This is a genomic window from Paenarthrobacter sp. NPDC090522 (assembly GCF_044769225.1).
Classification (GTDB): Bacteria; Actinomycetota; Actinomycetes; order Actinomycetales; family Micrococcaceae; genus Arthrobacter.
This window is the reverse complement of sequence record NZ_JBIVXL010000006.1, coordinates 109,062-133,994: the sequence shown is the minus strand read 5'-3', so window position 1 is coordinate 133,994 and position 24,933 is coordinate 109,062. Positions and strand designations below refer to the sequence as shown.

Here is a 24,933-nt window from a genome sequence, read left to right as displayed (position 1 = left end):
AGCTGATTTATTGAGGCGCGTCCTTACGGGCGAGGTAAGCCTCCACTGCGGCACCGAGATCCTCCGCGTTGGGAAGTTCATCGTTCTCGTCCGCGAGCAGGGAACGGCGCACAATACCCTCGGATTTCTCGTCGTACCGGGCTTCCAGATTCGAAACCACAGCCTGCACTTCCTCGGACGATTCGATTTGTTCGGCAATTTGCCGGCCCACTTCCCGGCCTGATTCACGCAGACGGTCGGTGGGCAGCATCAGCGACGTTGCCGCTCCCAAGTACTCCAGGCCAGCCACTGCCGCTTGCGGGTACTCCGCTTCGGACAAGTAGTGCGGGACATGGATGACATAGCCTGCTACGTTGCGCTCGGCTTCGGTGAGCCGCAGTTCGAGGATGTGTCCAATCGCTGCGGGTACTTCCACCGTCGGTTTCCAACTGGAAATGCCCTCGATGAGTTCGGGGCGGTTGCCATGGACTGTAACGCCCACTGGCCGGGTATGCGGAACAGGCATGGGGATCGAGTGGATCCACGTCACGAGGTTCACGTCGAGCTTTTCCACAATGCCCACAACGGCCCTGGAGAAGCGTTCCCACTGCAGGTCAGGTTCGAACCCTGCCAGCAGGAGGAAGGGCTGTCCGAGTCCGTCGGTCAGCTTGTAGAGGCCCAGGCGTGGCGGCTGGTAATCCTGCAGGTGGTCCTCGACGAAGGTGATATGGGGCCGCCGGGAGCGGTAGTCGATCAGCTGGTCGGCGTCGAACATCGCCACCACCTCGGCGTCGAGCTGGTCAAGCAATTCCGCATTGATCTGCCGGACCACATGTCCGGCATCGGCGAAACCGGTAAAGCCCATCACCATGTTCAGTCCGCGCAATTCGGGGCTGTGGAAAATCTCGATGTTGCTCGCGTAGAGCGCCTCGGGGTCCAGGAGGGAGCCGGATATCCGTTCAAACACGGCGTGTTCCTTTCACAGTGGCAAAGTTCGGGGCCCGGCCAACGCATGGATTCGCGTGGAATCCGTGCAGGGCAAGGACCGGTCTTGAAGGTCCGTTGTAGATACAACGCAGCACGTCGAGCGGGCATTCCTGCCGCCCGGTGTGCCGCAAATCTCATTTAATTGCTCTCCGCAGCCCGCGAGAGACTACGATCGAAATGGGCCGGCGCCCTTTCGCTACGCTGGTCCCGAAGACCAAGGCCGCCGTCGCAACAAGACGCCGGGCGCGTACCGGAGCAGGGCGCCAAACATGCAGCCCTGCCATGCAATGCAGAGAGAAGTGAGGACACATCCTCGTGGTCAAGACTACTGACATCCTCCTCGGCGTGATCGCCAAGGATCTGAAAAAGTCCCCCAGCGACGCCCTCGTGGTGGGCGTGGCGCAAGGCGCTGACGGCCCGGTGCTGCTGTCCAATCCCCTGAGCGCCAAAGCCGCCGAGTCAATCACCGGATCCCTGAAAGTCCTGGGAATCACGGGCGCCGCCGACCAGGTGCACCGCCTGCCGGGCCTGCCGGAAACCGGCTCGGAAATCCTCGTCCTCGCCGGAACAGGAAAGACGTCCGACGGCGGCCGCCTCACCGAAGAGGCGCTGCGCCGCGCGGCGGGTTCGGCTGTCCGCCAACTCGCCGGACTGTCCACGGTAACGCTTGCGTTCCCGGCATCCACGGTGGCCGAAGTCGCAGCCGTGGCCGAAGGTGCGGCCCTTGGTTCGTACTCGTACACCGAGCACCGCTCAAGCCAGGACGGCTTGAAGGCACCCGTCAGCAAAGTCCTCCTCTACACAGAGGTCGCCGCAAAGGAAGCACAGCCCGTCCTGGACCGTGCCACTGTCCTGGCCCGCGCCGTCAACGCTACGCGCACCCTCGTCAACCAACCCCCGAGCCACCTCTTCCCTGAATCGTTCGCCGACTCCGCCAAGGACCTCGCCAAAGGGCTGCCTGTCAAGGTCACCGTGTGGGATGAAAAGCGCCTCGAAAAGGAAGGCTTCGGCGGTATCCTCGGCGTCGGCAAGGGCTCTACCCGCCAGCCCCGCCTGGTCAAGGTGGAGTACGCCCCGGCCAAGGCCACCAAGAAGATCGCGCTGGTGGGCAAGGGCATTACCTTCGACACCGGTGGCATCTCGATCAAGCCGGCCCTCGGCATGGGCGACATGAAGAGCGACATGGCCGGTGCCGCCGTCGTCCTTAACACTGTCCTGGCCATTGCCTCCCTTGGGCTTCCCATTAAGGCAACCGCCTGGCTATGCATCGCGGAGAACATGCCTTCCGGCGCAGCGCAGCGGCCCGCCGATGTCCTCACTGTCTACGGTGGCAAGACCGTCGAGGTCCTCAACACAGACGCCGAGGGCCGCCTGGTCATGGCAGACGGCATCGTCGCCGCCAGCCTGGAGGCCCCGGACGCCATCATCGACGTCGCTACGTTGACAGGCGCCCAACTGATCGCCTTGGGCCTTCGGACCGCAGGCGTGATGGGCTCGGACTCAGTGACCGCCGCCCTCAAGTCCGCAGCAGACCGTGCCGGCGAACTGGTGTGGCCCATGCCCCTTCCCGAGGAACTGCGTCCCAGCCTGGATTCGCAGGTTGCGGACATCGCGAACATCGGCGAACGCAACGGCGGCATGATGACCGCAGCTGTCTTCCTCCGCGAGTTCGTCGGAAAGGACGGCAACGGTGAACAAATCCCCTGGGCCCACGTGGACATCGCCGGACCGTCCTTCAACAACGGCAGCCCCTACGGCTACACGCCCAAGCAGGGAACCGGCTGCACGGTCCGTACCCTGGTGGCCTACGCGGAAGACCTTCTGACGGCTTCCGCCTAGGCGTTCCTGCCACTCCGCCGAGGCACTGGCGGGCCTTCCCGGACCACGTCCGGAAGGCCCGCCCCGCCCCGGAATTATGCGGCGTGTAGGGCTGTGTCACAAGTGAACGTGAGTCTCGACACAAGCGCTCCACAAACGCCCGCAGAGGGTGGAGCATGGGTAGGTGGTTCGCTAAGGTGAACTCGATAGTCACAAATGCAAGAGAACTTAGGTGCTGGCATAATCACGGCAGAACAAGTTCCAAAGACCCGATGACACGCAGTCCCGTGTCATCATTCACGCGAGGGAGCGTTTTAGTGGCCGATCAGGCAACTGCGCAAGAATTCGACATCCTGGTACTCGGTGGCGGCAGCGGCGGCTACGCCACGGCTTTGCGGGCCGTACAGCTGGGGTTCACCGTTGGCCTTGTGGAAAAGGCAAAGCTCGGCGGAACCTGCCTCCACAACGGCTGTATCCCCACCAAGGCACTCCTGCACTCGGCCGAACTGGCCGACCATGCACGCGATTCCGCCAAGTACGGCGTGAACGTGACCCTGGACAGCATCGACATGTCCGCTGTGAACGCCTACAAGGACGGCATCATCGCCGGTAAGTTCAAGGGACTCCAGGGACTCATCAAGTCCAAGGGCATCACCGTGATCGAAGGTGAAGGCAAGCTCCAGGGCAACAACACCGTCGTGGTGAACGGAACGGCCTACACCGGCAAGAACATCGTCCTGGCCACGGGCTCCTACTCGCGCTCGCTTCCCGGACTGGAAATCGGCGGCAAGGTCATCACCTCGGACCAGGCCCTCACCATGGACTACATCCCCAAGAGCGCGATCGTGCTCGGCGGCGGCGTGATCGGCGTCGAATTCGCTTCCGTGTGGAAGTCCTTCGGCGTGGATGTCACCATCATCGAAGGCCTCCCTTCCTTGGTTCCCAACGAAGACGCCTCGATCGTCAAGAACCTCGAGCGTGCCTTCAAGAAGCGCGGCATCAAGTTCAGCACCGGCATCTTCTTCCAGGGCGTTGAGCAGGACGAGAACGGCGTCAAGGTCACCTTGGTCGACGGACAGACGTTCGAAGCCGACCTCCTTCTTGTCGCCGTTGGCCGTGGCCCCGTCACCGCAAACCTGGGCTACGAAGAAGCAGGCATCACCATCGACCGTGGCTTCGTCATCACCAACGAGCGCCTCCACACCGGCGTCGGCAACATCTACGCCGTCGGCGACATCGTCCCCGGCGTGCAGCTTGCCCACCGTGGCTACCAGCAAGGCATCTTCGTTGCCGAGGAAATCGCAGGTCTGAACCCCGCGATCGTCGAGGACATCAACATCCCCAAGGTCACCTACTGCGAGCCTGAAATCGCAACCGTGGGCTACACCGAGAAGCTCGCCAAGGAAAAGTTCGGCGACGACCAGGTGCAGACCCAGGAGTACAACCTGGCTGGCAACGGCAAGAGCTCCATCCTGGGCACGGGCGGCATCGTCAAGCTCGTCCGCCAGAAGGATGGCCCGGTGGTTGGCATCCACATGATCGGCTCGCGCATTGGTGAGCAGATCGGCGAAGCCCAGCTGATCGTGAACTGGGAAGCCTACCCGGAAGACGTGGCCCAGTTGGTCCACGCCCACCCCACGCAGAACGAAGCCCTGGGCGAAGCCCACCTCGCCCTCGCGGGCAAGCCGCTCCACGGCTAAGTCTTTACCCAAGACAAACGGGCCGGGTGCACGCGGCAGAATCTGCAGCGTGCACCCGCCCGGACCAGCAGCATTCATCCGCACAAAAGATCAATAAGGAGAACGGGGACGACATGTCTGAATCCGTTAACTTGCCCGCCCTCGGTGAGAGTGTCACCGAAGGAACCGTCACCCGCTGGCTCAAGCAGGTTGGTGACCGGGTAGAGATCGACGAGCCGTTGCTCGAGGTTTCCACCGACAAAGTAGACACCGAAATCCCTTCTCCGATCGCAGGCGTCATCGAAGAAATCCTCGTCGCCGAAGACGAGACCGCTGAAGTTGGCGCTCCCCTGGTTCGCATCGGCGATGGTTCCGGCTCCGCCGCTCCGGCCGACGAAGAAGCACCTGCTCCGGCTGCCGAGGCTCCCGCTGAGCAGGCTGCACCGGCACAGGAAGCCCCCGCTGCTGAGGCTCCTGCAGCCCCCGCTACCGAAGCTCCAGCCGCTTCGGGCGGCGAAGGCCACGAAGTAACCCTGCCCGCGCTTGGCGAGAGCGTTACCGAGGGTACCGTGACGCGTTGGCTCAAGGCGATCGGCGACACCGTCGAGGTAGATGAGCCGCTGCTCGAGGTCTCCACGGACAAGGTTGACACCGAGATCCCCTCTCCGGTGGCCGGAACCCTGCAGGAAATCCGGGTCAGCGAAGACGAGACCGCCGAAGTTGGCTCTGTCCTCGCCGTGATCGGATCCGGCGCAGCTGCTCCGGCTGCAGCTCCGGCACCGGCCGCACCCGCAGCGGAAGCACCCGCACCCGCCGCAGCACCCGCACCCGCAGCGGAAGCACCCGCACCCGCCGCAGCACCCGCACCCGCCGCAGCACCCGCACCCGCCGCAGCACCCGCACCCGCCGCAGCACCCGCTCCTGCGGCAGCACCGGCAGCCGCTGCCCCGGCGGCGGCTCCCGCGGAGACCACCGGTTCCTCCGAGTCCGGCTACGTCACTCCCTTGGTCCGCAAACTCGCCAACCAGCACGGAGTGGACATCTCCGCTGTATCGGGCACCGGTGTTGGCGGCCGCATCCGCAAGCAGGACGTCCTTGCTGCGGCCGAGGCCAAGAAGGCTGCCGCAGCTCCGGCTCCGGCAGCTGCTCCTGCCGCCAAGGCAGCCGCACCCGTAGTTGCTTCCTCGCTCCGTGGAACCACGGAAAAGGCGCCCCGTATCCGTCAGGTCATCGCCCGCCGCATGCGCGAATCCCTTGAGGTCTCCACGCAGCTCACGCAGGTGCACGAAGTGGACATGACCAAGATCGCCAAGCTCCGCCTCAAGGCCAAGAACAATTTCCAGGCCCAGAACGGCGTCAAGCTGACCTTCCTGCCGTTCATCGCCAAGGCTGTTGCCGAGGCACTCAAGCAGCACCCCAAGCTGAACGCTGCCTACGACGAGTCCAAGCAGGAAATCACCTACCACAACGCCGAACACCTGGCGATTGCCGTGGACACCGACAAGGGACTGTTGGTTCCGGTCATCTCCGACGCCGGCAACCTCAACCTTGCCGGCCTTGCCGGCAAGATCGCCGACGTGGCTGGCCGCACACGCGACGGCAAGATCGGCCCGGACGAGCTCTCCGGCGGTACGTTCAGCATCACCAACATTGGATCCGTCGGCGCCCTGTTCGACACCCCGATCATCAACCAGCCGCAGGTGGGCATCCTGGGCACCGGCGCGATCGTCAAGCGCGCCGTGGTTGTTGCGGACGAAAACGGCGACGATTCCATCGCGATCCGCTCCATGATGTACCTGTCGCTGACGTACGACCACCGTTTGGTGGACGGCGCGGACGCCGGACGCTTCCTGCAGACGCTCAAGGCCCGCCTTGAAGAGGGCGCCTTCGAAGCGGACCTGGGTCTCTAGGTTCTTCAAGCACCCTCTGCTGATAAAGGCGGGGAAGGATTCCGGAAAATGCCGGAATCCTTCCCCGCCTTTCGTCTTGTGTGCGCGCCTTTGCTACGACACGTAGAAACAACTGGATAAGCTGTGTCCATGAGTATTCTCTTCAGCATCCTGGTGTTCTTGCACATCGTCGGCGCAGCCATGATTGTGGGCTACTGGATCGCCACCATCAAGGAACCCACGGTGCACCCGCGCCAGCGTGACGGCGCCTTCCTGCAGCTGCTCACGGGCATCGCCATGATGGGTGTTCTTCCCCTGATGCCCGACGCAGACCCCAACTACTTCAAGCTCGGCATCAAGTTCGCCATCGGTGTGGCCGTGGCCGTCCTTGCCGTGATCGGATCCCGCAAAGTCAAGAAGGGCGAAGCCGTTTCCACTGGCCTTGCACACGGTGTGGGCGGTTTGGCGTTGGTCAACATTGCCATCGCCACGCTCTGGAACTGAATCCACTCCCGCACTCCATGGGAAAACCGCCCTGCGTCTGACGCAGGGCGGTTTTTCGTGGGGCGAAGGTTCAGTCCTGTGCGATGCAGAACTCGTTGCCTTCGGGGTCCAGCATGACGTCCCAATGGAAGTCACCGATGTCATGCCCCTCGACAAAGACCGCCCCGAGCCTCTCCGCCTTCGCACGCAAGGCCGCAGCGTCGTCGTCATGCAGGTCCAGGTGAAGGCGCCGCCTCCCTTCCGTGGGGTGGTCCACCTGCTGGAAGGCCAACTGTGGCACGCCGGGACCGGCGGGTTCCAACCAGATGAAACCCTCATGCTGGGCGGAAACCGGTAAGCCCAGCAGTTCCGACCAGAATCCGGCGAGGCCGTCGGGGTCATTGCTGTTGATGGTGAGCGAGGCAATTCGCGGTCCCCGGCGAGCGTCTGCGGGGTGTTCCTGGTTGTCCATGCCGCCCAGTCTAGGTGTCACAATCCACTAACAGCGGAATGGCCGTGCGTGGCCGTCAGCGAGTCCCTAGGATTGACACGGTGGCAGCCGGCCGGCGCCGGCCGCCGATACACAACTACCCCAAGGAGTGGAAATGGCAGCAGTACGCACCGCACACACGGTTTGGAACGGCAACCTGATCGAGGGTTCCGGCAACACGACCCTGGACAGCTCGGGCCTCGGCACGTTCGATGTCACGTGGAAGGCCCGTACCGAGCAGTCCGGCGGCAAGACCAGCCCCGAGGAACTGATCGCGGCCGCCCACTCCGCATGCTTCTCCATGGCCTTCAGCCACGCCCTGGCAGGGGCCGGCTTCACCCCGGAGGAAGTCAACACCAAGGCTGATGTCACCTTTGTTCCCGGCACCGGCATCACGGGCAGCCACCTGACTCTCACCGCAAAGATCCCGGGCATCTCGGAGGAGGACTTCCGCCGGATCTCCGAAGAAGCCAAGACCGGTTGCCCTGTGTCGGGCGCCCTCGCCAGCATCGACATCACCCTGGATGCAACGCTTCAGGCGTAGTCACTGCGCATTACCTGAAAGGCCCCGCACCACCACTGGTTTCCATTACTGGTGCGGGGCCTTTCTACGCCGCCACTGCGACGACTGCCTGCAGACGGGCCTTCAGGTAGCCTGCGGCCGTGAAGGCAAGGGGCCAGGACGGACGCTGCGGTAACCTTCCCGGAGCGGGGGGCGGTCCGTTGGGAGCTCCTGGATCATTTCCTTGAGCGCCCCGATGCCGTACTCCAGCTGGGGATCCGTGCCGGCGGCGTAGGCGTGTGGCGGGAACAGCACTTCGATGTCCGGATCCACGCCACGGTTCTCGACGTCCCAACCGATGCCGCCGCCGAACCACGTGGCATAGCGGGGTTGCGTCACCCCGGTGCCGTCTGCCAGGGCAAAGCGGTTGTCGATGCCCACCACGCCGCCCCAGGTCCTGGTCCCGATGACCGGGCCGATTCCCCTGAGCTTGGAGACCTGCGTGATGATGTCTCCATCCGATCCTGCGAACTCATCGGCCAGGATCACCACGGGGCCACGCGGGGCGTGGTGCGGGTACGTCCTGGGCTTCTCGCCGCGGGGCATGCTCCACCCGGTGACTTTTCTGCCAATGAGCTCCGCCACCAGTTGGGACGTGTGGCCACCGCGGTTGCGCCGGACATCCACGATCAACCCGTCCAAGGCCGTTTCCGTGTCCAGGTCCCGGTGGAGTTGAGCCCAGCCGTTGGCCATCATGTCCGGAATATGGAGGTATCCGAACGTCCCTCCGGACGCTTCGCGGACAGTGCGGCGGTTTCCGCGGACCCAGTCCTGGTAGCGCAGCCGTTCCTCGTCACGGATGGGCACCACGGCCACCCTGCGCTGAACTCCAGCGGCTTCTCCGTGCCCGTCGCCGTTGAGCAGGGTCAATTCCACGGTTCGGCCCGCCGCGCCCACCAACTGCATGGCTGGAGTCAGCGCAGCGGAAAGTTCGACGCCGTCAATCGCCAACAGGACGTCGCCCACCTTCGCGTCCGCTCCGGGACGCGTCAACGGGGATGTGGCGAGCGGATCGGAAGATTCGCCGGCGAGGATGGCAGAGATTTCCCAGCCCTCGTCGCCCAGCTGGAACTCGGCTCCCAAGCGGCCTTGGCCGTTCCTTCCGGGCTCGTTGACCGGAGCCGGCCGCACGTAGGCGTGCGACGTACCCAGTTCGCCATGGATTTCCCACAACAGATCCACCAGATCGTCATGTGATCCCAGGCGGTCCACGATGGGCCGGTAACGGTTGTAGACCGACTGCCAGTCCTGCCCTGCCATATCGGAGGCCCAGAAGAAGTCACGCTGCAACCGCCACGCTTCCTCGAAGGCCTGTCCCCACGCCGCAACGGGGTCAAGGACCACCCTGATCCGGTTCAGTTCCACCTTGACCAGTTCCCCGGATTCCTCATCGACCTTGGCATCTGAAGGTACCGAGGTGACCTGCTGCTCCAAGACGTACACAACGCGTTTGAGGTCCGCGGACAAGCGGTAGCGGTCAACGGCCTTGACCAGGGTGCTCTGCGAGCGCTTGGCCAAGTCGTAACGGACCAGGGACGGAGCAACCTTTTTGTCCTGCAGCGTTCCTTTGCCTTCGCCGGTCACACCGGACAGCTCAGTATCGAGCCAGAGGAGCGCCCCGTGTGCCGCCGTGAGCTCGGAGTAGTTTCCCTGCGGCACGGGGACCGCGATGACGCGCTGGGCCAGGTTCTCCGCATCCACGCGCGTGACGGGAGTGCCGCCGTCGTCGGACTTCTCGGCAGTAGCCGTGTCCTCACCCAAGGTGTCAACGGAGGGCCCGAAGGGCGATGGAGTGTCGGCAGCGAGGGCAACCAGGTAGGGCTTGATGGGGCTCGGGAACGACAGGTCGAAGGAGTGGCCGTCGTAGACGGGGTCGAAGCTTCTGTTGGAGAGGAACGCGAGGAATTTTCCGTCCGGGGTGAACCGCGGTGATTCGTCGCAGAAACGGCCGTCGGTGGCGTCGATGACGTGGGCCTCATCTTTGGCGGGCCTGGCCAACCGCAGCTTGCTCCGGGAACCGAAGGACGTGACGGGCTCGGACCAGGCGAGCCACTGCGAATCCACGGACCAGGTGAACTGCTCCACGCTGCCTTCCCCAAGGCTCACGAGGGACTTCAGCGCGCCGGAAACGGTGTCTGCCACAAAGACGTCGCCAAAAGAGGTTCCAATGGCCAGCCAGCGGCCATCGGGGCTGGCTTCCAGGGCACTGGCACGCGTAGGCGCGGGGAAATCCACGCGGACGGTTTCGGACTCCGGAGTCCTGTGTGCCGGCACTGGCTCTTCAACCCCGGCGGCCGTGTCAGGCGAAGGCTCGCCCGCATGGGCCTCAACGGGAGCCTGCGCAACGGCGGCTGGCGGCTGGTGCCCGTGGCCCACGATGTTCGAGGCGGAAACCGGTTTGGGCAGGGGATCCGCTTCTCCGGTTGGCTCAGCAGGCGCTTCCGTGGACTGGGGAGTTTGCGCCGGGACGGCGGGCACCATCCGGGCGGCAATTCGCTTGATGTACACGGCCTCCACGCCACCGTGGTCAGCCACGTAGGCAATCCTCCCGTCGGTCAACGGCCTCGGCAACCGGGCCCGTACCCCTGGAGCAGCTTCCACCACGCGGGACGGGCCATCCTTGTGGCGGATCCAGTGGACAGTACCGTGCGACTCCACGGCGCTGGCAGTTCCCGCTTCGTTCGGGAAGACGTCGCCGAGGTGCGCGGCAACCTTCAAAGGTGCCGGACGACGTGCGGGCGAGGCTGAACCCAGGGTGATGTCGAGCTTGCGGGCAACGGCGTCCGGATCCAGTGACGGCAGGAGCCACAGTTCGCCGGCGGACTCAAAGATGACCCGCTCACCATCCGTGCTCGCGTGCCGCACATAGAAGTCCTCGTGGTCAGTATGCCTCCGAAGACCCGAACCATCCGGCAGGACCGAATAGAGGTTTCCGTAACCCTCGTGGTCCGAGAGGAAGGCAATGCGTCCCTGGATCCACAACGGATCCGTCAGGTTGCCCTCAACCGACGGAAGCAGCCGTTCATACTCGCCGTTGCCGTCTGCGTCGATCCACAACTTTCCGGCCGTGCCGCCCCTGTACCTCTTCCACCATGCCGGTTCCCGGGACAGCACACTGGCCAGCACCACCGGCTTCTCGTCGCCGATTTCAGGGCCGAACGCCACTGCTTCCACCGGCCCGAATGGCAAGGCGACGGCGGCTCCACCGTCCAGCGGCAGGCTGTAGGCATGCGTGTGCCGGCTTTCGGACTGCTGGAAAGCGCTGGTGACCACGATGTTTCCTGCCGGGGTGAAACCCCGGACCTTCGTTGTGCTGTGGCCAAAGTAGCTCAGTTGCTTGTAACCACCGCCGTCGGTCTCCGCTGTCACCACTTCGGGTGAGGTACCCACGACGGCAGTCCACACGAGCCGCTTGCCGTCCGGCGTGAAGCGGGGATTCCTGGCTGGCAACTGCTGGGACGAAACCCGCCAGGCGCGGCCGCCCGCCACGGGGGCGATCCAGATATCGTCTTCAGCCACGAAAGTAACAAGGTCACCGTGGACATGCGGGAAACGGAGGTAGCTGGAGGAGGTCATTGTTCGATCATAGCCAGATGGTTGAGCTGGCCTTTGCCCTTTGGACGGTGTTTCCGGGCCGCGGCGCCGCATGGTGAGATGGGTCATGCGAATCGTGATGTCCGGAGCCTCCGGAATGATTGGAACCGCCCTCACTACGCTGCTCCTGGCGAGCGGCCACGACGTGGTCAAGCTGGTGCGCCGTCCACCGCGCGCCCCCGAGGAGCATTCGTGGGATCCGTCGGCTGGAATCCTCGATGAATCGGTGTTGGACGGAGCGGATGCGGTCGTCAACCTTTCGGGGGCAGGCATCGGGGACCGGCCGTGGACCCGCGCCCGGATCAAGGCGCTCCATGACTCCCGGATCCTGCCGACACGGACCCTTGCAGCGGCCATGGGTCGGGTGGGCCGCCCTCCCCGGGCCTTCATCAGCCAATCGGCGTCCGGCTACTACGGCGCTTCCAGGGACCAAGTACTCACGGAAGACTCGGCTCCCGGCACCGGCGTCCTGGCACCATTGTGCGTGCAATGGGAGGCAGAAGCCCGGAAGGCTCCCGATTCCGTCAGGGTGGTCACACCCCGCACGGGAGTCATCCTCAGTCCTTCCGGCGGAGCTTTGGGGCCTTTGCTGCCCCTGCTTAGGGCAGGACTGGGTGGGCCCTTCGGAAACGGACGCCAGTACTGGCCTTGGATCACCCTGGCAGATGAAGCTGCTGCCCTTGCTTTCCTCATCACTGCCGAACTCGAGGGACCGGTCAATGTGTGCGCACCGGGGTTGGCGGACGTCAACACCATCGTTTCCCGCCTCGCCGGTGCTTTTCACCGCCCGGCGCTTCTTCGGGTGCCCGGACCGGCACTCCGACTGGTTCTGGGCGGCCTGGCTGATGAACTGATCCTGGCAAATCAGGCCATGGATCCCGGCAGGCTGGCCGGAGCGGGATTTCAGTGGAAGCATCCCAGCCTGAGTGAGGCCATGCCCTGGCTGGTGGCCGAAGCCAAACGATGAGTGCAGGTTCCTGGGGCTCATCCCGGCTCCGGCGCCAAAATCTCCGAAATCCGCCATTGGCCGTCCACCTTGGAAAGGACCAGGCGCAGTTGCTGCGGCTGCCCTGGCGGCTGCCAGCGGATGACTTTTCCCTGCGCATCCTGTTCCTCGTAACCGGACAAAACCGCTGCCAACGAGACGACGGCATGGTCTGCCTGCAAAGTATCCACGGCCGCGCCGGTCAGGACTGTCCTCAGGCCGACGAAACGGATCCCCTGTGGTTCCAACTGCTGTGCAAGGACCAGATCAGCTTGTTCGGCGGGTGACCCCGGTGCATTCACCAGCCCAAGCAACTCCCGGCGCCCCTCAGCCAAGGCCTGGTCACGGACCGCGGAAAGGGCTGGAACGGCCACTGCCGGATCGCTGGAGCCAAGTGCCTGGGCCATGGCTGGGAGGATGTCTGTCCCGCTCCCGCGGCGATCATCCGGCTGTGGCACCGCGGACCCGGAGGGCTCCCCCGGCTGTGACGGGTATCCAGTGCCGGTCCAGGCGATCCACGCCAGCAGGCCCACCAGGCAACCACCCAAAACCAGCGCGGTGGCCCGGACGGGGATCTTTGTTCCGCGCCGTTTTCCGGACCGACGGTGGTTGGGTCGGGACGATTCCGCGTTCGACGGCGACCGGTCGGCCCGGCTCGCGCCCGGTCCCCTCGCCGTCCGGTACGGCGTTGCGGGACGGTCGGACGGGAGCGGCATCATTCTGCTGAACGTCAACCCGGCCTTCGTGCGACGGGTGGTGCTGCTTGTGGGAGTGCGTTCAGCCCACGACGTGCACGGAGCCTTGAAGAACCGCCGAAGGGTGCGTCGTTTGGTCGAGAGGGCATCGTCTGGACGCCTCGTCAGGAGCTCCGGTATGACGGATTCGTGCACCGAACCGACCAGGTCCACGGGTTCCGGCGCAGCACTGCGGTAAATGGCCGAACCGAACTCCTTTGCGTTCGGCCGGGTATGTGGGTCCGGGGCCAGGCCGGCTTCCAGGGCACCCACCAGTCCTTTGGGTACGTCGGGAACCAGAAGGGAAAGCGGCGGACGGCTCTTTGCGGGCTCCGGGGCAGCGCCCGTGAGGCAATACCACCCCAACGCCGCCAGCGCGAAGACATCACCAGCAAAGTCAAGGTCCGCAGCCTCTTCCGCATTCCGCCCGCCACCGCTTGCGGAGGGCACCGAATCGCCGTCGATGAAACCCGGTGTGCCCGCGTCTTTGGCTTGCTGCAGCTCGCCCAGCAGCCCGGCCATCCCAAGGTCGGCAACCAAGGGCTTCCCATGGGCCGTGAACAGCACATTTCCCGGGGAGATGTCGCCGTGCACGATCCCCTGGCCATGCAGGAACGCCAACGCCTGGGCCAAGGGTGTCAGCACAGTGACAGCTTCGCCAACAGTCAAACAACGACGCCCCCGGACAAGGTTCGCGAGTGAACCCCCGGCGGCATATTCCATCACCAGACCCCAGCAGTTCCGGCCCTCCATCTCGGCAGGCACCACGTCGTGAAAGGGAAGCAGGTGCTCGTGCCTGGCGAGTGTGAGTATGTTTGCCTCACGAAGGATGGCGTGGGCGGCGCCATGCGGATGCATCAAATCATCAGGAACCTCTGAATTCTTGACAATCTTGATGGCAAACCGGGCGCCGTCTGCATCCCTGGTGGCCAGCCAGACGGACGCCGATCCGCCCTGCCCAAGGATCCGTTCGGGTGTGTAGCCTGACATGACGGGAGGCAATAGGGCGCCGGAGTCCAGAGTGTCCATGTCAAAGGTCTACCCGAAGTCGGCTTTCGCTGCAGAAGTTATCCACAGGCCCGCCCTCTGCAGCGATATTGGAGCAGCCTCCCGGATGCGACTGAGAGGTTCACCACAAAAGCATGGGCAACGTCCTGCGGGGTCTAAGCTTGAACGCATGACTCTTGAGTTTTCACAACTGGGTCTTGCCCCGGATTTCGTTGATTACATGCAGGGCTGGGACCTTCAACGCGAGATCCACAACAAGGTTGTTGCCGGCGAGAAGAACAGTACCGTCCTGCTTCTTGAGCATGCAGCCGTCTATACGGCAGGCAAGCTCACGGAAGACCACGAACGCCCCTTCGACGGAACCCCCGTGGTACCCGTTGACCGCGGAGGCAAACTGACGTGGCACGGCCCCGGACAACTGATTGCCTACCCAATCCTCAAGCTCAAGAACCGTTCGGGAATCCGGGATTACGTGGAGCGGCTCGAGGCCACCATGATCTCCGTGATGCTGGACTACGGCATCAAAGCCGTCACCGTGAAAGGCCGTGCCGGCGTCTGGGTGCTGGCAGATGACAAGGGCCCGGACCGCAAGATTGCCGCAATCGGTATCCGCGTCCTCGATGGCGTCACCATGCACGGTGTGGCCATCAACTGCAGCAACGACCTGGCGCCCTACGCGCAGATCATCGCCTGCGGCATCACCGACGCCAGCGTTACCACCATGTCGCTGGAGACTGGCCGGACCATCAACCCGGCAGACATCGTTGACCGCTTTGTGGAAGAGTTCCGCAAGCACGAAGAAGCACTCGTTTCCACCCCAGAAGGAGCACTCCAGTGACCCTGGCACCTGAAGGCCGCAAGATGCTGCGTATCGAGCAGCGTAATTCTGCAGTCCCTGTTGAGCGTAAGCCTGAGTGGATCAAGGCGAAGGTCCAGATGGGGCCGGAGTTCGTGGGGTTGAAGAACCTGGTGAAGAAGGAAGGCCTGCACACGGTGTGTGAGGAGGCCGGGTGCCCGAACATTTTCGAGTGCTGGGAAGACAAGGAAGCGACGTTCCTGATCGGCGGGTCCGAGTGCACGCGGCGCTGTGATTTCTGCCAGATCGATACCGGCAAGCCCTCCCCGCTGGACCGGTTCGAACCCACCAAGGTGGCCCGGTCCGTGCAGGCCATGCAGCTGCGGTACGCCACCGTGACCGGGGTGGCCCGTGACGACCTCGAAGACGAGGGCGTGTGGCTGTACGCCGAAACGGTCCGCAAGATCCATGAACTGAACCCCGGCACCGGGGTGGAGTTGCTGATCCCGGACTTCTCCGGCAAACCCGAACACATCGCCGCGATCTGCGATTCCAAGCCCGAGGTGTTCGCGCACAACGTCGAGACCGTGCCGCGCATCTTCAAGCGGATCCGTCCCGCGTTCCGGTACGAGCGGTCCCTGGATGTCATCACCCAGGGCCGGGACCTGGGCATGGTGACCAAGTCCAACCTGATCCTGGGCATGGGCGAGACCCGGGAAGAGATCTCCGAAGCGCTCCGGGACCTGCACGCTGCCGGGTGTGACCTGATCACGATCACCCAGTACCTGCGACCGTCCGAGCGGCACCTTCCCGTGGACCGGTGGGTCAAGCCCCAGGAATTCGTGGACCTCCAGCACGAGGCCGAAGAGATCGGCTTCCTCGGGGTCATGTCCGGGCCCCTGGTCCGCTCCTCCTACCGGGCCGGCCGGCTCTGGGCCACCGCGATGCGCAAGAAAGGCTGGGACATCCCCGAAGCCCTCGCCCACATCGAATCCTCCGGCACCACCCGCCAGGAAGCCTCCACCATCCTCGCCGCACACGGCTAAGGACCACGGGCTGTTCCTTGAGGCTACGAAGCAGGCTGGGCCGGCACCACTGAGTGCCAGTGCAGCCTGCTTTTCGTGTATAGGCTGTTTCTCGTCAACGGACCGGTACCGGAGCCTCCTCAGAGGACCACGCCTCCACCTCTACCTGGTCCCATTCCACGGCACCCAGGGCGGACAGTCCCTCGTCGGCCCCTGTACCGTGCACCACCACTACCAGGCGGGGCACGTCGGCAGCCACGACCAACCGCAGGGCCATGAGGTGCGCCAACTCCCAGCCATCCATCGGCTGGACCACTGCCACGAAGGCGGGGCGCTGGGCTGGATCACGAGGGAATTCGTTCATGACATCTGCAGCCGCGTCCTGCACGAAGTGCACCTCCATGGACTGGCCAGCGGCGCTTGCGCGAGAGCACCGGTACCGGAACCGTGCATGGCAGTCCCCGTCAAGAATCACATAGTCGGCCGGTGCATGGGCCTCCACATCAAGCGGGATCGTCTGAAACGCATCGCCCCGGCGTCTGGAGCGGAACCGCCGGGTGGTGTTTTCCGGTTCGCCGGACTGTTCCGGCAGGCTTGCCGTCCACGACACGCCGCTCGATGCAATCGCATGGAGCGAGTCCATGTGCTCCACGGGATCGTAACGATGGAACATCGCTTGCTCGCCGGAGGTGTACTTGACGAACTTGTAGGAATGGTCGGTCATCAACTGCAAGAATCGCGTCCTGCCGGCCCACCCGCCCACGAACCAGTTCGCCTGTGATATCTCTGAAGCCCGGGCGTCCACGCGTACTTGTAGTTGCCTGGTCTCGGTCGTGTCGAACCACCGCAGCTCTTCGCAGACGAACGTCTCCTGGGCGGGGGCCCCCAGGAATTCCCTGATGATGCCAAGCATGGCCGGCAAGGCTGTGCCGGCCACCGCGGAGTGTTTGCCGTCGATCCGGTACTTCGTGAGATTGGGGACGTCCTGAACGAGCTCAATCAGTGAATGGTTGCTGAGTTCGTCCGAGTTCGTATAGAAGTAGTCAATGGTCCGGCCCTCCGCAAAGTACTGGCGAAGGAGGTCCTCCGGCTGCTCAGCCTCGCGGAAGGCCCGGTTCCGGTACAGGTTGTCCTTGAAGAACGGCTTGCTGAAGTAATACGGCAGGTTCATCTGTGGAACGGCCAGCACCAGCCGCGCGGCAGGAAAGTTCCTGGCGTACCGGATTGCGATGGATGCGCCTTTTGAGGCGCCGAAGAACAGCATGCGGGCGGGATCGATGTTGAATTGGCCTCGCAGTTTTTCTATGGCGGCGTTGATCCGGCCATCAAGCGGCCGGCCAGCGTTGTCCACCATCATGTAGGACCCGGCCGCCAAATAGCGGTCCTGGAAGCAGACCATCATTGTGTCTTCCAAGTCAGCGTCCGTAATCCCCTTGAGGTAGCTCACCGCATAGGAGACCCGCGTCGTGGAAGGGCCGAAGCCCGGGAAGGTGAGGAGCATCCTCTTCGGATCAGTGGTGTTTCCCCGGACGGAATAGTAAGCATCCCCGTGCTGCTCTACTCCGTATTGCTCGTCGTATTTGATTTGCTGCGGCGTAGTGAAGGGTCCCCTACCGATTCCCAATTCGAAAGGACCCCCCGAGTCGAGCCTGAACCGGGAGGGGTCGTCTGTTCCGACCATGATGTTCCGGTATTCAAGGGGGAAACCGCGGGCCGGCGGCTCAATAAGGTTGCCGTAGACCACCTCACCGTCCTGCAGAAGCTGAAACGGTTCGCCCTGGCGATCCTCCCAGTCCGGGAGGGTGAGCTTGGCGAAAAAGACGCCCTGCGGCAAGTGCTCGGCCGCCACTTTGCGAACCCGGGCTTCCAGTCCCCTCGCTTTGATGAGTCTGCGGACAGCCGACTCTGGTGCCGATTCCATCAGGGACCTCGCCACTTCCCGGCCTGTCGACGAATAGGCAACGGCTCTTCCCAGATCCGTAGCTTTGCGCTTTATCTCCCCGAACTTCGACGTCACAGTGCCAGCATCCTTTCGACGATCTTCCGGTTGATCCGGTCCGCGTCAACTCCCTTGAAGAAGCGTTCACGACGCGCGCGGTACAAGGGGTCCTCAGAGGCGAACCGTTCATTGACGAGGTAGTCAATGAGATCCACGTGATGATGGAAGACCGGCCCCAGGCCCTCTTCTTCATAGTCCAGGCGCCCCTCGTATGGCTGCTCGCGGAAGAACTCGGCGTGGTCCCAGTGGTAGTACGCGATGGGGATATGTACGAACGAAGCATCCAGGACTGCCGAACTGTAGTCCGTGAACACCATCTCAGCGGAGCTGATGGCTTCCCGGTAGCTGAGTTCCGACAACACCACCCGCTCGGAGAACCGGAAGTGTGCCGTCCGTTTCTCAACATTCGGGTGGAGCTTCACTTCAAGTCTGCGGTCAGTGGCATCGAGGAAGGTCAGCAGCGCAGGATCGGTCAGCACTTGGTCTATGGCCTGGAAGTAGCGTGATTGGAGGAACTGCTCCGTGGACACCTGGTTCAGGTTGAACCGCCACGTAGGCATGAACAGGAGGTGAGCTGAATTCCGGGGTTCACGGGCCAGCGACTCAAGTCTGGGCAGGCCGGAATTGAGGGTCTCAACAGGCGCCAGTCCAGCCATGTAGTCTGCCTCCAGCTGTCCGGTGGCAATGAAGACGTCAAAGTACTTGGACAGCACCCAATCGGACATGTCGTTGAGTTGGATGCCATGTTGCAAGTACACAAACCGGGAGTTGGCAAACGACTTTCCGCGGTACCGGATGTTGTAGATCTGGGAAGACACCACAAGATCGGAGATCAGGAACTTCTCATAGAACTCCGTGCTGAAAATGGGGATGAGCTTGAAGCCCTTCTTCTCAAGCCGCTCCCAATCGGGGGATTTTGGGTTGATGGCGAAATAGGACTCCGTGAATTCGGGGTGATTGATCCGGAAGTAGTCGTAGAGATGTTCAGCGTTGTCGTCCGCCTGTAACGGCCTGTCGAAGAAGAGAATGCTGGAATGGGGGCTGATGGGACGTTGGTAGAAGTTGTAACTGCCCGGACGGGCGTGACCCGGCCGCAAGGTACGCGGCAGGTAGGTCTTGGCGATGGCCAGGACGTCGTCGCCGAACAGCAGCTCATACAGGAGCCGGGCAGGATCCTCCACGGGCTGGTCCTGCAGGAACACGAGATAACTGTCCTTGTCACTGAGCTGTTTGAAGAGGTGCGTGGTGGCACAGGGATCGGCCAGCCAGCGGATCCATGCAGCTTCGAAGGGCTGCAAAGGTTCCACCATGGCGAGCATCTCCGTCATGTTGTGCGCCGTCACGAGTTCCCGCAGGTGTTCGAGGCTCACGGCGGTGGCCTTTTGGGCCCGCATTCCACGCAGGAAAAGCGCCATGAAGCGCAGGAGGTACAACCGGAGCTGTTTGGATGATGTGGGAATAACAGGCACCAGGCGTTTGGCTTCCGTGGACAACTGAAGTCCGATTGCGGCTTTGGTTTCCGTGGCCACCGAATAGCCGGCGGGCAGCGGTTTCACCTTTTCGATCGACCAATACAGCCGGTAGCTCGTGTAAAGTCCTGCCCGGTCCACGTCCCCGATCGCCTCCAGCGCGTCTGCGAGTCGTCTGGTGTTGAACACCGAGCCAAAGATGTCGGTATCCCGCGCGTAGTGGTAGGCGTCGTCGATCGCCGTTCCCGCAATGTTCCCGGCGATCCTGCCCGTATACATGACAGGTTCCGCCAAGTACACCGTACGGGTCCTCAGGTAACCGATGATGGTGGCCGCATAGTTTGCCGACACCTGGTGCGATGTCCGCATGAACACCACGTATTTGCTGGTGATGTCGGCGCACAGCCGGCCGATGGACCGCGTGGTCAACGGTTCGGTGGCTTGCAGGATGGAGAACTCCGCGTCGAAACGCAGACGTGCCGCCACAAGTCTTCGATACATCGCAGACTCCCGGTCCAGTGTTCCGGGTTCCTCAAGAACGATGGTCAGCAATGATGGCAGCTCGGACATCTTTTCCTTAGACGGGTTGAAAATCAGCGTGGTGTGATGGGTGACCCGTTCCTTCCTCAATTCACGGGCAATTGCCTCCCACGTATGCTGTGCCGGACCCATGTGAATCGTGACGGGAAAGAAAAAAACCGTTGCGGAGATCACCCGTCATCGTGGGTCCGGCCCCGGGGCGTACATCACGTAGAATTAAGGCACTATGGCGAACTCCCCTGATTCCAACAAATCGACCCCTTCGGCCGACTCACCCAAGCGTGGGCTCTTCCAGCGCAAGCCCAAGGAAGCCAAAGCCAAGAAGCCCAGCCAGCTGAAGCAGATCGCCGAGGTCTTCAAAATGACCCGGCGCAACGATCCGCAGGTTGTGCTGATCATGCTGCTGGCGTTCCTTGCCGTGGTCGCTGTCGCCTTCGTTGTTGGCTTCCTTCTGGAGAACTGGATTACCGGCCTGATCATCGGTATCCCCTTGGGCCTGCTCGCCGCCGTCTTCATCCTTTCGCGTCGTGCTGAAAGGGCCGCCTTTGCACAGATTGAAAACCAGCCTGGAGCTTCCGGCGCTGCCTTGGGCACGCTCCGCCGCGGTTGGGTCACCCAGGACCAGCCGGTGGCGGTGAACCCACGCACCCAGGATGCAGTTTTCATGGCCATAGGCCGCCCGGGAGTCGTCCTGGTCACGGAGGGTCCCAGCCACCGGGTCAAGACCTTGGCTGACGCAGAGCGCAAGCGCCTGGGCAGGATCCTGCCCAACGTCACCATCCATGTCCTCGAGTCCGGCCGCGGAGAAGGCCAGGTTCCGCTGAACCAGCTCGCCAAGACCATGGGCAAGATGAAGAATGAACTGACCAAGGTTGAGGTCAATGCTGTCTCCAAGCGCATCAACTCCTTGGGCAACCGTCTCCCGATTCCGAAGGGCATCGATCCCTACAAGGCGCGCCCGGACCGCAAGGCGGCCCGCGGACGCTGACCGCAGAACGAAACATGCGCCCCGGTCCTCGAAAGAGGCCCGGGGCGCATTCTTGTCAGCACGGAAGGAGCGAAGCTACATGCGGATGAGGATCGTGTTCATGGCCTTGTCGTGGAGGCCCCGCTGGTCCGGATCGAAGATCACCGCAGGGATCACCAGGCACACAAGCAACGTCCTCACGACGGCCACCAACGGCCCTGGCTGCCCACCGGAGAGACGTACCACGTGGATGCCCGCGATTCTGTGTCCGATGCTGTAGCCAAGGGTTCCAATGAGGAGGATCTGCTCCACGGCGAAGATGGCCAGGGTTGCCCACTGGTTGCCGCCGAAGGCAAAGTTGCTGATGACCAAGGCAATGGTCCAGTCGATGACGATGCCCAGGATGCGGCGTCCTGCACGCGCCATGGAGCCAGGCCCCGATTCAGGGAGCCCCAGCCGCTCGCCGGGGTATTTGGAAATGCCGGAGGTGTCCGGACCGCTCAACCAGGAGCCAATGTCTTTACGATCAACCACCTTTCAAGCTTAACTGCTGGCGGTGCGCCCATCCGACCCGGGCGGACCAGGTACCGGCCGAGCCTGCCCCGGTGTTCGTCCACCAGACGCGCATGGACCGGACACCCGCAAGCCGACTACCGTTTACACAACAGATGATTCTGTAACCTGCCGGAAACAATGCTGACACCCCCGGGAAATCCCGTCTCCCTAAGGTGATAGGAGTTGCCAGCCACCGCGGCAAGGGGAAATTTTTGTGTCTCCAGGTCTTCGGCTTGGGCTGGACCACACGGCCTTCCGGGCCTGTTACTTGATATGCATAAGGAGCATAGATGTTCAAGACTGCGGACGAAGTCCTCAAGTTCATCAAAGAAGAAGACGTCAAATTCGTCGATATCCGCTTCACTGACCTCCCGGGCGTCCAGCAGCACTTCAACGTGCCGGCCAAGAGCGTTGACCTCGACTTCTTCGTGAACGGTCAGCTCTTCGACGGTTCTTCCATCCGCGGCTTCCAGGGCATCGCCGAATCCGACATGCAGCTCATCCCGGATGTTACCTCGGCCTTCGTCGACACCTTCCGCATCGAGAAGACCCTGGCCCTGAACTTCTCCATCGTCAACCCGCGCACGGGCGACCCCTACCACCGCGATCCCCGCGGTGTAGCCGAGAAGGCAGAGGCTTACCTGGCTTCGACCGGAATCGCAGACACTGCGTTCTTCGCTCCCGAGGCCGAGTTCTTCGTCTTCGACAACATCCAGTACGAGTCCTCCCCGCAGGGCAGCTTCTACAAGATCGATTCCGAAGAAGCGCACTGGAACACCGGCCGTAAGGAAGAGGGCGGCAACCTCGGTTACAAGACTCCGGTCAAGGGCGGCTACTTCCCTGTCTCCCCCACCGACAAGCAGGCTGACCTCCGCGACGCCATGTGTGTCGAATTGGACAAGGCCGGCCTTGAGGTTGAGCGCTCCCACCACGAAGTTGGTTCCGCCGGCCAGGCCGAGATCAACTACAAGTTCACCACGCTGACCGCGGCTGCCGATGACCTGCAGAAGTTCAAGTACGTCATCAAGAACACTGCTGACGCTTGGGGCAAGTCCGTGACCTTCATGCCGAAGCCCGTCTTCGGCGACAACGGTTCGGGCATGCACTGCCACCAGTCCCTGTGGAGCAACGGAGAACCGCTGTTCTACGACGAGAAGGGCTACGCCGGTCTTTCCGACACCGCCCGCTGGTACATCGGCGGCCTGCTGAAGCACTCCTCCGCAGTCCTGGCGTTCACCAACCCGACCGTCAACTCCTACCGCCGTTTGGTCAAGGGCTTCGAAGCTCCGGTCAACATGGTGTACTCGCAGGGCAACCGTTCCGCCGGTATCCGCATCCCGATCACGGGTTCCAACCCGAAGGCCAAGCGCATCGAGTTCCGCGCTCCGGACCCCTCGTCCAACCCGTACCTGGCGTTCGCTGCCCAGCTGATGGCCGGCATCGACGGCATCCGCAACCGCATTGAACCCCCGGCCCCGATCGACAAGGACCTCTACGAGCTCCCCGCCGAGGAAGCCAAGGACATCCCCAAGGCTCCGGGCACGCTGGAAGAAGCCCTCGAGGCCCTGCGTGAGGACAACGAATTCCTGCAGGCCGGCGGTGTCTTCACCCAGGACCTGATCGACACCTGGATCGAGTACAAGTACGAGAACGAGATCCGTCCGCTGTCCCTGCGCCCGAACCCCTACGAGTTCGAGCTCTACTACGGCGTCTAGCTAGATCATGCGGCAGAAGCGGGCATAGTCCGCCAGCAGTCCGCAAGAATCAAGACACAGGAAAGGCCGGCCCCAAGTCTCACTACTTGAGGCCGGCCTTTCTGCGCTTATCATCTAGGCTCCTGTCGGATCTTCTACCTGGGCCCAGAACCATGCGTAGTAGTCCTCAGCGAGCTGTGAGTATTCATCGACAAGCTCCCCAAGGTCGACCACAGTGACACTTCGCAGGTACTTCTTGGCGCCCGAACTCCAATTCGCCCAGCCAAGTAGGAGTTTCTCAGAGTCCACATGCAAAGTGGAGCGGTTCTGATCCGGGCTCAGTGTACGGGCAACTGTAATCTCTAGGTCAGGCACGTTGTTGTGCAGCATGTAGTTCCGAAGTCCCCTAAGAACCAAACCAGCATTGCTGTCCTTGACAACTTTGTTTCTGCGTTCCTGCTCGGCCATGAACTCGGAATCTCCGGCCGCCTTCACGTAGGCATTGCCCAAATCGACAAGGGACGCAATAGCCGCCACATAATTGTGAAGCCGAATGTACAACTCGGCAAAGTGACGCTCCTTCTCTTCCGAACTTTCGAAGACCTTTTGAGCCAACTCATGGTCTTGACCAGGCCTTACGATTACGGCCTTCAACTCCGCAGCATTGAGTAAGAGTCCCTTATGAACAAGACGTAAGAAGATCCAAGGACGAGCCAACGCTACCCCCTAGACTGATTCGAGTTGCTAGATTCACTATGATCAGCCAGGCGCAACCTTTCGTCCAGCACCGAGGCGACCGCCGCCCTAGCGGTCTCTTCCTTGTCGGGCCACATGTGGCCGTAAGTGTCGAGTGTCGTTTTAGCCGACGAGTGCCGAAGGCTCTTTTGCACTACCTTCACATCAAGCCCCTGCGCGATGAGCAGAGAAGCGAAATAATGACGAAGGTCATGGAAGCGGAAGCCCTCGGGAAGTCCCTTCACGGAATTTCTGGCTTCACGGAAGTAGTGCTCAAGGCGGTGTGGCGAGATGGAGCGGCCCCAGTCGTTAGTCACTAGCGTCTCACTCCCCCACCGCGTGTGATTCACAGACAGTTCAAGGCAAAGATTCTGAGGAATGGGGATGGGGTTCTTCGATTCCTCTGTCTTCAATTCAACGCCCGGATACTGAATAGCAGGCGAGATGATGCCCCGCATGAAGTCCACATCGGAAACACGCAACGCGACAGCCTCGGCAATACGTAGGCCGGCGAAAGCAGCGAGAAGGATTGCCGGTTGCAGACCGGCAGGCATCGCATCGTGGAGGGACCACACCTGATCCGTAGTCGCGACGTAAGCCCTCCGCTTGCCAGCCTTCGGAGCCGTTCTACTACTAACTGGCGATTTAGGCAGCAATCCATCGTGCACGGCGTCTGCAAATAATTGCCCCAGCCGAGAGTGCAGCGCGTAAACGGTAGAGTCCGCCAATCCCTCATCGCTGAGGCGTGCAGTCCATGCTTTGACCTCAGACGGGCGAACACTCTTAAGGGCTCGACTGCCGAAGCTCTCATTTATACGCTTGATGTGCGTTCTGGCTTGGCGAACGGTTGAGGGCCGGTTGTTCTCGTAGCCCTTCAGCCACGTTGTGGACCATTCTTGGACGGTTGTCTGGGCGGTTTTTGGATCCACATAGGTTCCAGAAACG

Annotated in this window: 19 protein-coding genes; 10 read left to right on the top strand and 9 right to left on the bottom strand. The window is 62.5% G+C overall.

Annotated features, from left to right (window positions below; genetic code table 11):
* Positions 1-7: 7 nt before the first annotated feature.
* Complete coding sequence (locus ACIQT2_RS09545) at positions 8-946, bottom strand: proteasome assembly chaperone family protein (RefSeq protein WP_397322834.1); 939 nt, start codon at positions 944-946, stop codon at positions 8-10.
* A gap of 335 nt (positions 947-1,281) precedes the next feature.
* On the opposite strand from ACIQT2_RS09545, the gene ACIQT2_RS09540 reads away from it, so the two are divergent.
* From ACIQT2_RS09540 to ACIQT2_RS09525, 4 genes are all read left to right on the top strand, one after another.
* Entirely contained in the window at positions 1,282-2,805 is a 1,524-nt protein-coding gene (locus tag ACIQT2_RS09540) for a leucyl aminopeptidase (RefSeq protein ID WP_402945833.1), read from the top strand.
* 296 nt (positions 2,806-3,101) lie between these two features.
* Entirely contained in the window at positions 3,102-4,484 is a 1,383-nt protein-coding gene (gene lpdA / locus ACIQT2_RS09535) for a dihydrolipoyl dehydrogenase (protein WP_400334589.1), read from the top strand.
* 113 nt (positions 4,485-4,597) lie between these two features.
* Positions 4,598-6,373 (top strand): 2-oxoglutarate dehydrogenase, E2 component, dihydrolipoamide succinyltransferase, encoded by a 1,776-nt coding sequence (gene sucB, locus ACIQT2_RS09530; protein WP_402945831.1) that lies wholly within the window; start codon positions 4,598-4,600, stop codon positions 6,371-6,373.
* 129 nt (positions 6,374-6,502) lie between these two features.
* The gene (locus tag ACIQT2_RS09525) at positions 6,503-6,856 is read left to right on the top strand and encodes a hypothetical protein (RefSeq protein WP_397322838.1); all 354 of its coding nucleotides are present in this window, start codon (positions 6,503-6,505) and stop codon (positions 6,854-6,856) included.
* 70 nt (positions 6,857-6,926) lie between these two features.
* Here the strand turns inward: ACIQT2_RS09525 and ACIQT2_RS09520 are convergent, their stop codons facing one another.
* Positions 6,927-7,307 carry a VOC family protein gene (locus tag ACIQT2_RS09520; protein WP_402945829.1) on the bottom strand — a complete coding sequence of 127 codons (381 nt, stop codon included), beginning with the start codon at positions 7,305-7,307 and terminating at the stop codon, positions 6,927-6,929.
* Positions 7,308-7,440: 133 nt separating this feature from the next.
* Here ACIQT2_RS09520 and ACIQT2_RS09515 point away from each other — a divergent pair, with 133 nt between their 5' ends.
* A complete protein-coding gene (locus ACIQT2_RS09515) occupies positions 7,441-7,869 on the top strand; it encodes an OsmC family protein (RefSeq protein WP_402945827.1) in 429 nt (142 codons plus the stop codon).
* 102 nt (positions 7,870-7,971) lie between these two features.
* Here ACIQT2_RS09515 and ACIQT2_RS09510 read toward each other — a convergent pair whose 3' ends face one another.
* On the bottom strand, positions 7,972-11,463 hold the full coding sequence (locus ACIQT2_RS09510; RefSeq protein WP_402945825.1) for a S41 family peptidase: 3,492 nt from the start codon (positions 11,461-11,463) through the stop codon (positions 7,972-7,974).
* An 85-nt stretch (positions 11,464-11,548) separates the two neighbouring features.
* Between ACIQT2_RS09510 and ACIQT2_RS09505 the strand changes: the two genes are divergently transcribed.
* Positions 11,549-12,448, top strand: a complete 900-nt coding sequence (locus ACIQT2_RS09505; RefSeq protein ID WP_402945823.1) for a TIGR01777 family oxidoreductase — start codon at positions 11,549-11,551, stop codon at positions 12,446-12,448.
* 17 nt (positions 12,449-12,465) lie between these two features.
* On the opposite strand, the gene ACIQT2_RS09500 is transcribed toward ACIQT2_RS09505, so the two are convergent.
* Positions 12,466-14,229: a serine/threonine-protein kinase gene (locus ACIQT2_RS09500; RefSeq protein ID WP_402945821.1), complete on the bottom strand. Its 1,764-nt coding sequence runs from the start codon at positions 14,227-14,229 to the stop codon at positions 12,466-12,468.
* Positions 14,230-14,377: 148 nt separating this feature from the next.
* Here ACIQT2_RS09500 and lipB point away from each other — a divergent pair, with 148 nt between their 5' ends.
* Positions 14,378-15,046 carry a lipoyl(octanoyl) transferase LipB gene (gene lipB, locus ACIQT2_RS09495; protein WP_402945819.1) on the top strand — a complete coding sequence of 223 codons (669 nt, stop codon included), beginning with the start codon at positions 14,378-14,380 and terminating at the stop codon, positions 15,044-15,046.
* On the top strand, positions 15,043-16,050 hold the full coding sequence (gene lipA / locus ACIQT2_RS09490) for a lipoyl synthase (RefSeq protein ID WP_387438522.1): 1,008 nt from the start codon (positions 15,043-15,045) through the stop codon (positions 16,048-16,050). The genes lipB and lipA overlap by 4 nt, the downstream gene beginning before the upstream one ends.
* Before the next feature lie 94 nt (positions 16,051-16,144).
* Here lipA and ACIQT2_RS09485 read toward each other — a convergent pair whose 3' ends face one another.
* Positions 16,145-17,950: a hypothetical protein gene (locus ACIQT2_RS09485; protein WP_402945817.1), complete on the bottom strand. Its 1,806-nt coding sequence runs from the start codon at positions 17,948-17,950 to the stop codon at positions 16,145-16,147.
* A gap of 92 nt (positions 17,951-18,042) precedes the next feature.
* Positions 18,043-20,067 carry a CDP-glycerol glycerophosphotransferase family protein gene (locus tag ACIQT2_RS09480; protein ID WP_402945815.1) on the bottom strand — a complete coding sequence of 675 codons (2,025 nt, stop codon included), beginning with the start codon at positions 20,065-20,067 and terminating at the stop codon, positions 18,043-18,045.
* Between the two features lie 196 nt (positions 20,068-20,263).
* Here ACIQT2_RS09480 and ACIQT2_RS09475 point away from each other — a divergent pair, with 196 nt between their 5' ends.
* Positions 20,264-21,025: a DUF4191 domain-containing protein gene (locus ACIQT2_RS09475; protein ID WP_400334610.1), complete on the top strand. Its 762-nt coding sequence runs from the start codon at positions 20,264-20,266 to the stop codon at positions 21,023-21,025.
* A gap of 75 nt (positions 21,026-21,100) precedes the next feature.
* On the opposite strand, the gene ACIQT2_RS09470 is transcribed toward ACIQT2_RS09475, so the two are convergent.
* Positions 21,101-21,538: an RDD family protein gene (locus ACIQT2_RS09470; RefSeq protein ID WP_402945813.1), complete on the bottom strand. Its 438-nt coding sequence runs from the start codon at positions 21,536-21,538 to the stop codon at positions 21,101-21,103.
* Between the two features lie 311 nt (positions 21,539-21,849).
* Between ACIQT2_RS09470 and glnA the strand changes: the two genes are divergently transcribed.
* Positions 21,850-23,274, top strand: a complete 1,425-nt coding sequence (glnA, locus tag ACIQT2_RS09465; RefSeq protein WP_397322857.1) for a type I glutamate--ammonia ligase — start codon at positions 21,850-21,852, stop codon at positions 23,272-23,274.
* Positions 23,275-23,388: 114 nt separating this feature from the next.
* On the opposite strand, the gene ACIQT2_RS09460 is transcribed toward glnA, so the two are convergent.
* Together ACIQT2_RS09460 and xerC are read right to left on the bottom strand one after the other, a co-directional pair.
* A complete protein-coding gene (locus tag ACIQT2_RS09460) occupies positions 23,389-23,907 on the bottom strand; it encodes a hypothetical protein (RefSeq protein ID WP_402945810.1) in 519 nt (172 codons plus the stop codon).
* 65 nt (positions 23,908-23,972) lie between these two features.
* Positions 23,973-24,917, bottom strand: a complete 945-nt coding sequence (gene xerC / locus ACIQT2_RS09455) for a tyrosine recombinase XerC (RefSeq protein WP_402945808.1) — start codon at positions 24,915-24,917, stop codon at positions 23,973-23,975.
* Between the last annotated feature and the right edge of the window lie 16 nt (positions 24,918-24,933).

Excerpts from the sequence above, each read along its gene's own strand:
- ACIQT2_RS09485 (WP_402945817.1), bottom strand. The coding sequence starts at position 17,950 with ATGGAATCGGCACCAGAGTCGGCTGTCCGCAGACTCATCAAAGCGAGG.
- ACIQT2_RS09515 (WP_402945827.1), top strand. The coding sequence starts at position 7,441 with ATGGCAGCAGTACGCACCGCACACACGGTTTGGAACGGCAACCTGATC.
- ACIQT2_RS09520 (WP_402945829.1), bottom strand. The coding sequence starts at position 7,307 with ATGGACAACCAGGAACACCCCGCAGACGCTCGCCGGGGACCGCGAATT.
- ACIQT2_RS09475 (WP_400334610.1), top strand. The coding sequence starts at position 20,264 with ATGGCGAACTCCCCTGATTCCAACAAATCGACCCCTTCGGCCGACTCA.
- ACIQT2_RS09525 (WP_397322838.1), top strand. The coding sequence starts at position 6,503 with ATGAGTATTCTCTTCAGCATCCTGGTGTTCTTGCACATCGTCGGCGCA.
- ACIQT2_RS09480 (WP_402945815.1), bottom strand. The coding sequence starts at position 20,067 with ATGTCCGAGCTGCCATCATTGCTGACCATCGTTCTTGAGGAACCCGGA.
- ACIQT2_RS09500 (WP_402945821.1), bottom strand. The coding sequence starts at position 14,229 with ATGGACACTCTGGACTCCGGCGCCCTATTGCCTCCCGTCATGTCAGGC.
- ACIQT2_RS09505 (WP_402945823.1), top strand. The coding sequence starts at position 11,549 with ATGCGAATCGTGATGTCCGGAGCCTCCGGAATGATTGGAACCGCCCTC.
- lipB (WP_402945819.1), top strand. The coding sequence starts at position 14,378 with ATGACTCTTGAGTTTTCACAACTGGGTCTTGCCCCGGATTTCGTTGAT.
- glnA (WP_397322857.1), top strand. The coding sequence starts at position 21,850 with ATGTTCAAGACTGCGGACGAAGTCCTCAAGTTCATCAAAGAAGAAGAC.
- sucB (WP_402945831.1), top strand. The coding sequence starts at position 4,598 with ATGTCTGAATCCGTTAACTTGCCCGCCCTCGGTGAGAGTGTCACCGAA.
- ACIQT2_RS09510 (WP_402945825.1), bottom strand. The coding sequence starts at position 11,463 with ATGACCTCCTCCAGCTACCTCCGTTTCCCGCATGTCCACGGTGACCTT.